The organism is Streptomyces sp. NPDC088766 (genome assembly GCF_044750845.1).
Lineage (GTDB): Bacteria > Actinomycetota > Actinomycetes > Streptomycetales > Streptomycetaceae > Streptomyces.
The window spans coordinates 25882-38093 of record NZ_JBIVKQ010000015.1; the positions used below are offsets into that span (position 1 = coordinate 25882).

At 75.0% G+C, this 12212-nt stretch carries 12 protein-coding genes and 1 riboswitch; of the genes, 6 read left to right on the forward strand and 6 right to left on the reverse strand.

The features are described 5' to 3' along the window. Window positions 1-7: 7 nt before the first annotated feature. Both ACIP5W_RS21340 and ACIP5W_RS21345 read right to left on the reverse strand, forming a co-directional pair. A complete protein-coding gene (locus tag ACIP5W_RS21340; RefSeq protein ID WP_401475643.1) occupies window positions 8-2956 on the reverse strand; it encodes an AfsR/SARP family transcriptional regulator in 2949 nt (982 codons plus the stop codon). Between the two features lie 172 nt (window positions 2957-3128). Continuing rightward, complete coding sequence (locus tag ACIP5W_RS21345) at window positions 3129-3437, reverse strand: ANTAR domain-containing protein (protein WP_366061527.1); 309 nt, start codon at window positions 3435-3437, stop codon at window positions 3129-3131. A gap of 260 nt (window positions 3438-3697) precedes the next feature. On the opposite strand from ACIP5W_RS21345, the gene ACIP5W_RS21350 reads away from it, so the two are divergent. Then, window positions 3698-4654, forward strand: coding sequence for a helix-turn-helix transcriptional regulator (locus ACIP5W_RS21350; protein ID WP_401475646.1), 957 nt, complete (start codon window positions 3698-3700; stop codon window positions 4652-4654). Window positions 4655-4657: 3 nt separating this feature from the next. Here ACIP5W_RS21350 and ACIP5W_RS21355 read toward each other — a convergent pair whose 3' ends face one another. The 4 genes from ACIP5W_RS21355 to ACIP5W_RS21370 all read right to left on the reverse strand — a co-directional run bounded on the left by ACIP5W_RS21355 (window position 4658) and on the right by ACIP5W_RS21370 (window position 7496). Then, window positions 4658-5020 (reverse strand): SCO0607 family lipoprotein, encoded by a 363-nt coding sequence (locus tag ACIP5W_RS21355; protein ID WP_401475649.1) that lies wholly within the window; start codon window positions 5018-5020, stop codon window positions 4658-4660. A 183-nt stretch (window positions 5021-5203) separates the two neighbouring features. Beyond that, window positions 5204-5659 carry a phosphatase PAP2 family protein gene (locus tag ACIP5W_RS21360; RefSeq protein ID WP_401475652.1) on the reverse strand — a complete coding sequence of 152 codons (456 nt, stop codon included), beginning with the start codon at window positions 5657-5659 and terminating at the stop codon, window positions 5204-5206. A 150-nt stretch (window positions 5660-5809) separates the two neighbouring features. Next, window positions 5810-6829 (reverse strand): YihY/virulence factor BrkB family protein, encoded by a 1020-nt coding sequence (locus ACIP5W_RS21365; RefSeq protein ID WP_401475655.1) that lies wholly within the window; start codon window positions 6827-6829, stop codon window positions 5810-5812. A 181-nt stretch (window positions 6830-7010) separates the two neighbouring features. Continuing rightward, window positions 7011-7496, reverse strand: a complete 486-nt coding sequence (locus tag ACIP5W_RS21370) for a MarR family winged helix-turn-helix transcriptional regulator (RefSeq protein WP_401475658.1) — start codon at window positions 7494-7496, stop codon at window positions 7011-7013. A 359-nt stretch (window positions 7497-7855) separates the two neighbouring features. On the opposite strand from ACIP5W_RS21370, the gene ACIP5W_RS21375 reads away from it, so the two are divergent. The 5 genes from ACIP5W_RS21375 to ACIP5W_RS21395 all read left to right on the forward strand — a co-directional run bounded on the left by ACIP5W_RS21375 (window position 7856) and on the right by ACIP5W_RS21395 (window position 12196). Beyond that, complete coding sequence (locus ACIP5W_RS21375; protein WP_401475661.1) at window positions 7856-9040, forward strand: PP2C family protein-serine/threonine phosphatase; 1185 nt, start codon at window positions 7856-7858, stop codon at window positions 9038-9040. A gap of 246 nt (window positions 9041-9286) precedes the next feature. Further along, a riboswitch (cobalamin riboswitch) is annotated at window positions 9287-9472 on the forward strand. A 29-nt stretch (window positions 9473-9501) separates the two neighbouring features. Beyond that, a complete protein-coding gene (locus ACIP5W_RS21380; RefSeq protein WP_401475664.1) occupies window positions 9502-10203 on the forward strand; it encodes an energy-coupling factor ABC transporter permease in 702 nt (233 codons plus the stop codon). Further along, window positions 10200-10613 carry an energy-coupling factor ABC transporter substrate-binding protein gene (locus tag ACIP5W_RS21385; protein WP_401475666.1) on the forward strand — a complete coding sequence of 138 codons (414 nt, stop codon included), beginning with the start codon at window positions 10200-10202 and terminating at the stop codon, window positions 10611-10613. The genes ACIP5W_RS21380 and ACIP5W_RS21385 overlap by 4 nt, the downstream gene beginning before the upstream one ends. Window positions 10614-10619: 6 nt before the next feature. Then, window positions 10620-11369 carry a cobalt ECF transporter T component CbiQ gene (cbiQ, locus tag ACIP5W_RS21390; protein ID WP_401475669.1) on the forward strand — a complete coding sequence of 250 codons (750 nt, stop codon included), beginning with the start codon at window positions 10620-10622 and terminating at the stop codon, window positions 11367-11369. Beyond that, a complete protein-coding gene (locus ACIP5W_RS21395; RefSeq protein WP_401475672.1) occupies window positions 11366-12196 on the forward strand; it encodes an energy-coupling factor ABC transporter ATP-binding protein in 831 nt (276 codons plus the stop codon). The genes cbiQ and ACIP5W_RS21395 overlap by 4 nt, the downstream gene beginning before the upstream one ends. The last annotated feature ends 16 nt before the right edge of the window (window positions 12197-12212 follow it).

Genomic DNA, 12212 nt, shown 5'->3' on the forward strand with positions numbered 1-12212 from the left:
GGCGGGGTCAGCAGGCACCGGCCTGCCCGTCCCGTCCCGTCAGCCGGGCCCGGACCCGCTCGGCGTCGGGGTGCTCCAGGGTTCTCAGGAGCGCGAGGGCCTCGGTCCAGGCGGCGCGGGCGCTGTCCTCGTCGCCCATGGCGCGGTGGGTGTCGCCGGCCCGGACGAGGATGTCGGCCTCGGCGTAGGGCGCGCCGAGGTCCCCGAGGAGGGCGAGGGCGTTGCGGTAGGCGAGGAGGGCGTGCGGGTGGCGGCCGAGGTGCTGGTGGGCGTAGCCGATGCTGTCCCAGGTGGCGGCCTGGCCGTAGCGGTCGCCGAGGTCCTGGAGGGTGGTCAGCGCCTCGAAGCAGTGCGTCAGCGCCTGCCGGTGCTCGCCCAGCAGCGCGTGGTACCAGCCGACCGAGTTGAGGACGCTGGCCTGCGCGGCCCGGTCGCCGACGGCCCGGAACAGGGCGAGGGCGAGCTGGTTGTGACGCAGGGCGCCGGGCAGGTCGCCGCGTTGTTCGCTCACCCAGCCGAGGCTGCGGTGGGTGTGGGCACGGCCGGTGTCGTCGCCCAGGCCGGTGAACAGTTCGAGGGCCTCTTCGAGGCGGGGCAGGCACCGGTCGTGCAGGCCGAGCCGGCCCTCGATGCGGGCGAGTCCGCGCAGCCCGCGGGCCTCCATGGCGGGTTCGGCGAGCCGTCGGGCGGCGTCGAGGGCGGTGCGCTGGACGGTGAGCGCGTCGTGCCAGTGGCCCCGGCGGTCGAAGAACGGTTCCAGGGACCAGGCCAGATGGCAGGCGAGACGTTTCTGCCCGGTGGTGGCGGCGTGGTCGACGACGGCGAGGAGCACCGCGTGTTCGGCGGTGAGCCAGGCCAGGGCCCGGTCGTCGTCGGCGAGCGGTTCGGGGTGTACGCCCTCGGGTGCGGGCGGTGGGGGCGGCGGGTCGGCGTTGGGGGCGAGCAACCGGTCGGCGGCGTGGGCGGTGTGCAGGTAGTGGTGGTACAGCCGGTGCAGGGCCGCCAGCCGTTCGGCGTGGGTGTGCCGCTCCTCGGCGAGTTCGCCGGCGTGGGCGCGCAGCAGGTCGTGGAAGGCGTACCGGCCGGGGCTGTGCTCGGTGACGAGGTGCAGGCCGGTCAGTTCGGCCAGCAGCGGCCGGGTGGGGCGGACCGGCAGTCCGGCCAGGGCGGCGGCCGCCGGCAGGGTGAAGTCGGGTCCGGGGTGCAGGGCGAGCAGCCGGAACAGCCGGGCTGCCGCGTCGGAGATCTGGCGGGAGGACCAGGAGAAGACGGTGCCGACGTCCGCGGAGGCGTCGGAGCGGGCGAACGCGTCGAGGCTGCCGTGCGCCTCGCGCAGTTCGGCGGCCACGGCCGACAGCGGGAAGTGCGGGTGTGCGGCGGCGCGCGCGGCGACGCAGGCGAGGGCCAGGGGCAGTCCCGCGCACAGTTCGGTGATCTCGTCGGCGGCGCGCGGTTCGGCCTCGACCCGTTCGGCGCCCAGGCGGCGGACGAGGAGGGCGCGCGCCTGCCCGGTGTCGAAGGGCCGCAGTGTCAGGGAGTGGGCGCCGTGCGTGGCGACCAGCCCGGAGAGGGCGTCGCGGCTGGTGACGACGGTGAGGCAGTGGGGCGAGCCGGGCAGCAGGGGCCGTACGTGGTCGCTGTCGCGGGCGTTGTCCAGGACGACGAGGATCCGCCGCCCGGCCAGCACACTGCGGTAGAGGGCGGCCTGCGCGTCCACGCCGTGCGGTATCCGGTCGGGCGGTACGCCGAGGGCGTCCAGGAAGCCGCGCACGGCCTCGCCGGCCTCCATGACCGTGCCGGAGGGGTCGTAGCCGCGCAGGTTGACGTAGAGCTGGCCGTCGGGGAAGCGGTGGGCGACGCGGTGCGCCCAGTGCACGGCGAGGGTGGTCTTGCCGACGCCGGCCATGCCGCCGATGGCGCTGATCAGCACGGTGTCGGGCGCGGTCGCGTCGCGGGGCGCGAGGGCGAGGATCTCGTCGAGTTCGCCGCTGCGGCCGGTGAACGCCGGAATGTCGTGCGGGAGCTGGGCGGGGACCGGAAGGACCGGGAAGACCGGGGAGGCGGAGAGACCGGCGGGGGCCTCCCCGAGGGCCGGGGCGGGGGGTTCGCACAGCCCCGTGGGGAAAGTGCCGGACGCGTCCGCGCCCGGCCGCGCGTCGGCCGGTCCGGGCACCGCCGCCCCGCCCGCGCCGGGCCCCGACCGCAGCACGGTCTCGCGGGCCCGGCGCAGTTCCGCACCGGGATCGATCCCCAGTTCGTCGGCGAGCCGGGTCCGTACGGCGTCGTACACGGCGAGGGCCTCGGACCGGCGGCCCGCCGCCGCCAGGGTGAGGATCAGCGCGGCCCGCACGGGTTCGTCCAGGGGATGGGCGGCGGCGGCCCGGTGCAGGTGGGGCAGGACGGCCGCGGGACGTCCTGCGCGCAGGGCGGCGTCGGCCGCCTCGCGCACGGCGGCCAGGCGTTCGCGGTCCACCGCGTCGAAGGCCGGACGGGCGCGAACCGCCGCGGGCAGGCCGGCGGCGACCGGCCCGCGCCACAGGGCGAGCGCCTCGGTGAACGGACCGAGGGCCCGCTCGGGCGACTCCCGTGCCGTCCGCTCCGCGGCCTGGCGCAGGGCGCGGAAGCGGGCCAGGTCCAGTGAGTCGGCGTCGGTCGCGAGCCGGTAGCCGCAGGCGTCCCGCAGCAGCCAGCGGCCCTCCGCGCGGGCGGCGAGGCCGGGCTCCAGCAGGCGCCGCAGCGACCCCACGTGCCGGCGGACCACGTTGACCGCGCTGCGGGGCGGGGCGGTCGCCCACAGGGTGTCGATGATCTCGTCCATGCCGACCGGCTGACCCGCTCCGGCCAGCAGCAAGGCCAGGAAGGCCCGCTCCTGCCGCCCGCCCAGCTCCAGCTCGGTCTTGCCCCGACGCACGCGCACGGGTCCCAGGACGGCGAACCGCACGGATTCCAGCGGCACGTCTTCCCCCTCCGGTGTCACTCCCCGGAGGCCGACCCTACGTCACGGTCGGGGTTACCGAGGGTTCGTCCGGGAGCCGGGAAACCGCAGGTCGCGGGCGCCGTGCCGGATGCCCGCCCACGCCGGCCGCACGCCGGCCGCACGTCGGGCGGGCGCCGGGCGGGCGCGTCCGTCAGCGCCCGGTGGATGCCGACCGCACGCGGGCCAGCACGTCCGTCAGCGCCCGGTGGATCTCGTCGGGGAGCCAGCGGCAGTGGGCGCCCTGCACCACGTACTCGGCCACCTCGCGCAGCTTGGTGTTGGTGCGCTGGGAGACCTCCCGCAACACCTCCCAGCCCTGCTCGGGGCGCAGCCGTCCCACGGCGACGACCACTCCGATCGCCTGGTCGACCACGGCGTGGGAGGCCACGGCCTGCCGCAGCTGGGCCACCTCCTCCTGCAGGGCGGCGACCCGCGCCTCGACTTCCTCCTCCGCAGCCATGCCGCATTCCACGTGTGTTTCCCCTCGTCAGGAGCCCGCGAAGGCGCGGGCGGCCAGTGCGGCGTCACCGCGCCGTCCCTGTCCAGCCTGCACAGCGCCGGCCGGTCCGGCCGCACAGCAGGCGAACAACATCGCCGGTGTCGATCCGGAAAACGAATGCGCACCGGGATGCGGGGAAAATGTGCGGAGGGGCGGACGCCGGCCGGCTGCCGCCCGGCGCACCGCGTGCGGGGCAGCTCGACCCATCGGACGAAGGATTCATGGACACGCTGTTCTTCGACAGTGACGACCTCGGCCTGACCGAGGACTTCCTCAGCCGGGCCTACGCCAGGATGCGCATCGGCAGCGGCGGGCCGGAGGCCGGCCGGACGCGGGTCAGCCGCGCCGCGATGCCCTCGGTGACCGTCGACGAGCTCGACCTCGGCCTCGAGATGAGCTACTCCGTCACCCCGCTGGGCCGGATCTGTCTGTGCCTCGTGCACGAGGGCACCATCCGGGACCACACCTTCGACGGGGTGGAGGACGCCTTCGGACCGGGCGACGTGGTGTCCTTCGCCCCGCCGGAGCTGCCGTACTCGGGGCGGATCTGCGCGGCCCGCTACAACATCACCATGCTCGACACCGATCTGCTCACGCAGGTGGCCGCCACCGCCCCGGGCCGCAGGCCGGGGCCGGTCCGGCTGACCGGGCACCGCCCGCACTCCCCGGCCGCCGCCCGGCAGCTGCGGCAGACGATCGGCTACGTGCGCGACCACGTGCTGGCCGCGCCCGGCATCGCCGACCAGCCGCTGGTCGCCGCCACCGCCGCCCAGCACCTCGCGGCGGGCGTCCTCGCCGCGTTCCCCAACACGGCGCTCACCGAGCCGACCGCCACCGACCGCAACGACGCCCGGCCGGCGACGCTGCGCCGCGCGCTGGCCTACATCGACGACCACGCCGCCGAACCGGTCACGGTCGCGGACATCGCGGCGGCCGCGCACGTCACCGTGCGGGCCCTCCAGTACGTCTTCCGGCGGCACCTCGACACCACGCCGCTGGCGCACCTGCGCCGGGTCCGGCTCGCCCACGCGCACGACGACCTGCGGGCCGCGAACCCGCTCGACGGCACCACGGTCACCGACGTGGCGGCCCGCTGGGGCTTCTTCCATCCGGGCCGCTTCGCCACCCTGTACCGCTCCGCCTACGGCCGCCCGCCGCACCGCACGCTCGCCGGCTGAGGTTCACGCGGCGTCCGGGGCGGCGACGACGTCCCCATGTCTGTGCCCGTGCCCGTGCCCGTGCCCGTGCCCGTCGAGGGTGCGGGTGCTCCCGTGGGGGTCCCACTCGTCGCCGACGTGCTCGGGGACCTTTCCCTCCGGGCAGCGGGCGCAGCCCGCCGGGTGCTCCTCACCGTTCGGGACGCAGGAGCCGCCCGTGCCGCCCACCGCGAGCACCGGGTACTCGCCGGCGCCGCACATCGCCTCCTCGATCCGGAAGGAGCAGCCGGTCAGGAGCGCCGCGGTCAGCCCCGCCCGGGCCAGGGCGGATCGCGTGATCCCGCGGCGGATGGCGGACGGGCTCTGCGGCCGGTGGTTCGTACGCACGGCCGACTCCCTCTCGACGGCCGACTCCCTCTCGACGGCTGACGGAACCAGCCCGCGCGAGCCGGCGGGGATCGCCATGGGTACGGCTGCTCAGCCACGCGGGCACGACCACCCGGCTTCGGGGGCGCGCTTCACGCCGGCGCCTCCGCGGGCGGGCGGCGGCGGTGCCGTTTCCGGGGCGCCTCACGACAGTGCCGCGCGGACGGCCAGGCGGGGAGCGCGGCGGGTCAGCGCGGCGGCGGCCAGGCCGATCAGCGCGCCGACGGCGACGTCGGAGGGGTAGTGGGCGCCGGTGTGGACGCGTTCACCGGCCACCATCACCGCCGGCACCGCGCACAGGGCGCCGGCCGACGGCCAGACCCCAGCGACGGCGGCGGTGAAGCCCACGGCGGCCGCCGTGTGCCCGGAGGGGAACGAGGAGGAGTCGGGCCGGTCGTCGACCCCCTCGTGCGGGATCCACTCCTTCGGTGGCCGGCGCCGGTCCCAGAGCTGCTTGACCACGCCGTTGGCCACCAGCTCCGCCACGGCCATGCCGACCACGCCCGCCGCGGCGGCCCGGCGTCCCCGCAGGCCCCCGGCCGTGGCCATCACGAAGGCGGCGCCCCACCAGAGTTTGGTGTGCTGCGCCGCCTCCTCCACCGCCGGAAGCACCTGCCGCGCGACGGGCGACCGCCACGACGCCACCCTCCGCGTCAGTCGGTGGTCACCGTCCCTCAGATCCTCCCAAGCACCCATGAGCTGCGACTTCCCGCGTCGGGCGATCCCTAACGGCAGCTCGCGGGGCGCCCGTCACTCCATCCGGCGCTGGTCCTCCTCGCTCCAGGCACGGGTGTCCCGGGGCGGCACGTACGGCTCCTCGTCCTCGGGCAGTCCGCCGACGACCGCCCGCTGGCGGGCCAGTTCCGCGTCGAACTCGAGGCCGAGCAGGATGGCGATGTTGCTGATCCACAGCCACACCAGGAACACGATGACGCCGGCGAGCGTGCCGTAGGTCTTGTTGTACGAGCCGAAGTTGGCCACGTAGAAGGCGAAGCCCGCCGAGGCGACGAGCCAGACCAGCAGGGCCAGCACGCTGCCCGGCGTGATCCACCGGAAACCGCGGCCCTTGACGTTGGGGGTCGCCCAGTACAGCAGCGCGATCATCATGGTGACCAGGACGACCAGAACCGGCCACTTGGCGATCGACCACACGGTCAGCGCGGTGTCGCCGATGCCCAGCGCCGCGCCGGCCCGTTGGGCGATGCCCCCGGTGAACACCACGATCAGGGCGCTGATCACGGCCAGCACGAGGAGCACCACCGTCACTCCGACCCGGACCGGCAGCACCTTCCACACCGGCCGGCCCTCCGGCATGTCGTACACGGCGTTCGCGCTGCGGATGAAGGCGGCGACGTAGCCGGAGGCCGACCACACCGCCAGCACGATGCCGACGAGCGCCATGACGGAGCCGACGCCGCCCCGTCCCTGGAGCTGGGTGACCGCGTCGCTGATGATGTCCCGGGCCGACCCCGGGGCGAGCTTGCGGAGGTTCTCCAGCACCTGGTCGGTCGCCGACTTGCCGGCGACCCCCAGCAGCGACACCAGGACCAGCAGGGCGGGGAACAGCGCCAGCACCCCGTAGTAGGTCAGCGCGGCGGCCCGGTCGGTGAGCTCGTCGTCCTTGAACTCCTTGACCGTGCCCTTCAGCACCGCCGACCAGGACCGCTTGGGCAGCCCGCCGGGATCGTCCGGTGCCCGGCGCTCCACCTGCTCGTCCGGTCCCGGGCGCTCCGCCCGCTCGTCGGGTCGGGTTCTCGATGTCCGTGCCATGAGGGACGGAGTAACCCGCGCGGGCCGGTCCATGCCCTCCCCCGAGATCTCGGCCACAGCCCGTACAGGTTCGCGGCGGCTCGGGGTAGCAGTGCTCATATGTGTGCTTTGTGTGCAGGTTCCGGGTGGGGCGCCGCCCCGTACGCCGGCTCCCGGCGCCGGAGCGGCCGCGGTCCGCCGGTCAGGCCGTACGGCTGCCGGCGTCCGGTACCTCGTCGTGCGCCCGGGCCGCCGCCGCTTCGCAGAACGCGTCGAGCCCCTCCAGCAGCGCACTCCGCTTCCCCGCGGGCATACCCGCGAGCACCGCGCGCAGTTCCCGCTCCCGGCGCCCGCGGAGGTCGGCCAGGAAGGCCCGCCCCCGGCCACTGAGGCGCAGCCGCAGCTCACGCCGGTCGGAGGGACTCACCACCCGCTCCACCAGCCCGGCGGCCTGGAGCCGGTCGCACAGGCGGCTCGTCGACGGCGGGGTGGAGGCCAGCGAGTCGGCGAGGGTGCGCAGGTTGATGCCCTCCTGGTGCTCCAGGACGAACAGCACACGCAGCTGGGAAGCGGAGGCGGGCGCCGTCGAGGCCCGTCCCCACAGCACTTCCAGCAGCTCCGCGGCCGTCGCGGTCACCCGTGCGACCTCGTCGGGGTCCGGGCGATGGCGGAAGGCAGTCACGGTCACACTCTCGCAGGCACTGGGACGGCCGCCAGCGTACTAGGGCGTGTTTCGAAAGTGGCGTCGTCTGCCCGAAGGGCAGGCCCGGCGGCGTCTGGTGCGTGCGATCGCAAGGCGGAGGGTCGCCCCGACACTGGTTGTATCGGGGCGATCCCGACAACGCGGCTGGGGGTGCCCCCTCCGGGGGAGTGCGTGCCGGACGCCGCCGCGCTGGGGGCACCCCCTCTGGGGGAGGGACTTTCGAAACACGCCCTGGCAGCTCCCCCGCCCCCGGCACCCCTCGAACCCGCCGCGCCGCCCGGGCGCGCGGGACACCCGTGGCCGGCGACCCGGCCCCCGAGCGAAGGATCGGTGTTACTCCCGTCGTGGTATCCCCTGTCACGAACAGATTCGTCACCGCCGAGCGTGCCCTGCGGACGGCGGCACCTCATGAACTGGTCGAGGCCGTCCGCCGCGCGCTGGTCGAGCAGTACGCGGCCCTCTGCGTCGAGCTGCTCATGGCCGACTACGGCCTGACGTCGCTGCAGCCGGTGGCCGGACCTCAGGACCGGGAGCCCCTGTCGGTGTACGACAGCGCCGCGGGCCGGGCGTTCGGTGCGCAGGAGCCGTACGTCGAACCGGCCGGGAGCGGGCGGGTGCGGGCCCACCTGCCGGTCTCGGTGCGCGGTGACCGGCTCGGGGTGCTGTCGGTCACACTGCCCGAGGACGGCGGGGCGCCGGGCGAGCTGGGCGAGCTGGCGGAGGTCGCGCAGGTGCTCGGGCACGAGGTGGTCGTGGCCGAGCGGGCCACCGACCTGTACCTGCGGGCCCGGCGCAGGGAACGGCTCACCCTGGCCGCGGAGATGCAGTGGCAGCTCCTCCCGGCCCGCTCCGGCACCGGTCCCGGATACGCGCTCGGCGCCCAGCTGGAGCCCGCCTACGCCGTCCGCGGCGACAACTTCGACTGGTCCGCGACGGACGACCGCCTCACCCTGTACGTCAACAACGGCGCGGGCGACGGCACCGGCGACGGCACGGAGGCGTCGCTGCTGACGAGCCTGGCGGTCAACGCGCTGCGCAACGCGCGACGGGCCGGCCTCCCGATCGCCGATCAGGCGGCGCTGGCCGACCAGGCGGTGCACGCCCACTACCGGGGCCGCCGCCACCTGTCGGTGCTGATGCTGGAGGTCGAGGTCACCACGGGGCGGGCCCAGGTGGTGGACGCCGGCTCACCGCGGCTGCTGCGGCTGCGGGCGAGCACCGTCGAACCCGTCGACCTGGAAGCCCAGTTGCCGCTGGGCATGTTCGAGGAGACCGACTACGTGGCGCAGCCGTTCCAGGTGGAGCCCGGCGACCGGCTGGTGTTCGTCAGTGACGGCGTCCACGCGCTCGCCTCGCCCGGCGGAGTGACGTACGGGGACGCCGCCCTGGCCCGCGCGATCACCGCCACCAGGCTGCTGCCGGCGGCCGAGGTACCGCGTGCCGTGCTGCGCGAACTGGCGGGGCACCGCGGCGGGTCCGCGGCGGAGGACGACGCGCTCGTGGTGTGCCTGGACTGGCACGGCCGCTGAACTTCCGGATTCCCGGACCGGCACGGCTGCCGAGCGGCCGGTGTGCCGGAACCGACCCGGCCGACGACCGGCGGGTGCATCCCGACCGACCCTGCACCGACCAGCCCGGCCCAGACCGGCCGGTGCGCCCCGAACGGTACCGCCACCGACCGGTGTGGTCGGCGTGGCCGGTGTGCGCCGGGCCGGCATCCCGCGTCCGCCGTCCGTGCGCCCCCGTTCCCGCTTGTCACCGCCCCTGTCCTCGCACTACTGTCACCACGCCTTGGTGAACGGGAAATCCGGTGTGATGCCGGTGCGGCCCTCGCCACTGTGATCGGGAAGTCCGGCTCCGGCCCTCGCGGGCAGCCACTGGGTCCTCACGGACCCGGGAAGGCGGAGCACGGGCGGTGGTACCCGTCAGCCAGGAGACCGGCCAAGGCGCGTCAACCATCCACGAGGTGCTGGAGAGGGTCTGCTGAGCCATGCACATAGCCGAGGGTTTTCTGCCTCCGGTGCACGCGGTCGCCTGGAGCGTCGCGTCGGCGCCGTTCGTCGTCCACGGAGCCCGGTCACTCACCCGTGAAGTCAGGGAGCATCCCGAGAGCACACTGCTGCTCGGTGCCTCCGGCGCCTTCACGTTCGTCCTGTCCGCGCTCAAGCTCCCTTCGGTGACCGGGAGTTGCTCGCACCCCACCGGCACCGGCCTGGGCGCCGTCCTGTTCCGGCCGCCGATCATGGCCGTGCTGGGCACGATCACCCTGCTCTTCCAGGCCCTGCTGCTCGCGCACGGTGGCCTGACCACGCTCGGCGCCAACGTGTTCTCGATGGCGATCGTCGGACCGTGGGCCGGATACGGCGTGTACCGCCTGCTGCGGCACTACGGTGTGCCGCTGATGGTCACGGTGTTCGCCGGTGCCTTCGTCGCCGACCTGTCCACCTACTGCGTGACCAGCGTGCAGCTGGCGCTGGCGTTCCCCGACCCGAGCAGCGGGTTCCTGGGCGCGCTCGGCAAGTTCGGGTCCATCTTCGCCGTCACGCAGATCCCGCTGGCCGTGAGCGAGGGGCTCCTCACCGTCCTGGTGATGCGTCTCCTCGTGCAGTCCAGCAAGGGCGAACTGACCCGGCTGGGCGTGCTGGTGGCCGGGGGCCGGAAGCCGGACACGACCGGGGCGGTGGCCCGGTGAAGCGGAACACGAGGATCAACCTCCTGCTGCTGCTCGCCGTGCTCGCGCTCGCGGTGCTGCCGCTGGCCCTGGGTCTCGGCGACCACAAGGAGCAGCCGTTCACCGGCTCCGACAGCGAGGCGGAAACGGCGATCACCGAGCTGGAGCCGGACTACGAGCCGTGGTTCTCGCCCCTGTACGAGCCGCCGTCCGGGGAGATCGAGTCGGCGCTGTTCGCCGTCCAGGCGGCCCTGGGCGCGGGCGTCCTCGCCTACTACTTCGGGGTGCGCCGTGGCCGCCGCCAAGGCGAACTGCGGGCGCTGGCCCGACTGGAGGAGAAACAGGACGGGGCCGAGGCACGGGACGGGGCCGAGGCACGGGACGACGTGAGCGTGCCCGACGCCGGGAAGTCTCCGCGGGGACGGGTCTGATCGGACGTGCTGCCGATCGACGCGGCGGCGCACAGCAGTCGCTGGCGCCACCGCCATCCCGTGGACAAGGCCGTGCTGGGGCTCGGCCTCACCCTGCTCGCGATCTCCCTGCCGCCCTGGCCGGGCGCGGCCCTGGTGCTGGTGACGGCGCTCACCCTGCTGCTGGGTCCGGCGGGGGTGCCTCCCCGCCGGCTGTGGCGCGCCTACCGGGTCCCGCTGGGCTTCTGCGCGACGGGCGCGCTCACCCTCCTCTTCCAGGTGGGCGGGCCCGACGGGTTCGTGTCCCTGGCCGACGGTGGCCCGGTGCGGGCCGGGGAGCTGATGCTGCGCACCTCGGCCGCCTCGCTCGGCGTGCTGCTGTTCGCGTTCACCACGCCCATGTCGGACCTGCTGCCCCGCCTGGTGAGGGCAGGCGTGCCCGCACCGGTCGTCGACGTCGCCCTGGTGACGTACCGCATGAGCTTCCTGCTGCTGGACTCGATGCGCCGGATCCGGGAGGCGCAGGCGGCCCGGCTCGGGCACACCGGGCGGGCCGCCGAGTGGCGTTCGCTGGCCGGGCTCGGCGCCACCGCGTTCGTGCGGGCCTTCGACCGGGCGGCGCGGCTGCAGGCCGGGCTCGCCGGGCGCGGTTACGAGGGCACCCTGCGCGTCCTGGTGCCCGAGGCCCGCGTCTCCGCGCGCTTCACGGTGGCCGCGGCCGCCCTCCTGGCGGCTCTGGCCGCCCTCACCCTCGTCCTGGAAAGGCCCCTGTCATGAGCGAACTGGTCGCCCTGCGGGGTGTCTCCTTCGGGTACGAGGACGGCCCGACCGTGCTCGAGGACCTCGACTTCACGGTACGCGCGGGGCGGGCCCTCGCCCTGCTCGGCCGCAACGGCAGCGGGAAGACGACCCTGATGCGGCTGCTCAGCGGCGGACTGCGGCCGCGCACGGGTACGTTGGAGGTCGAGGGACGGCCGGTGGGGTACGACCGCAAGGGGCTGACCCGGCTGCGGACGACCGTGCAGCTGGTGGTGCAGGACCCCGACGACCAGCTGTTCGCCGCGTCCGTCGCCCAGGACGTGTCGTTCGGGCCGCTGAACCTGGGGCTGCCCGACGCCGAGGTGCGGGCCCGGGTGGACGAGGCGCTCGCCGCGCTGGACATCACCGCCCTGGCCGACCGGCCCACCCACCTGCTGTCCTACGGGCAGCGCAAGCGGACCGCGATCGCGGGCGCCGTCGCGATGCGGCCGCGCGTGCTGATCCTCGACGAGCCGACCGCCGGGCTCGATCCGGACGGCCAGGAACGGCTGCTCGCCACGCTGGACGGGCTGCGCGCGTCCGGTACGACGGTGGTGATGGCCACCCACGACGTCGATCTCGCCCTGCGCTGGGCCGACGACGCGGCCCTGCTCACCCCGTCCGGCGCGCACACCGGTCCGGCGGACACCTCGCTGGCCCGCACGGACCTGCTCCGCGAGGCGGGTCTGCGCCTGCCCTGGGGCATCGCGGTCGCCCGACTGCTCGCCGGTCAGGGCCTGTTGTCCGAAGGGAACGCCGGACCGCGCAGCCCGGAGGAACTGGCGGCGCTGCTGGCCGGGGGCTGAGCCCGCGGCGGGACGC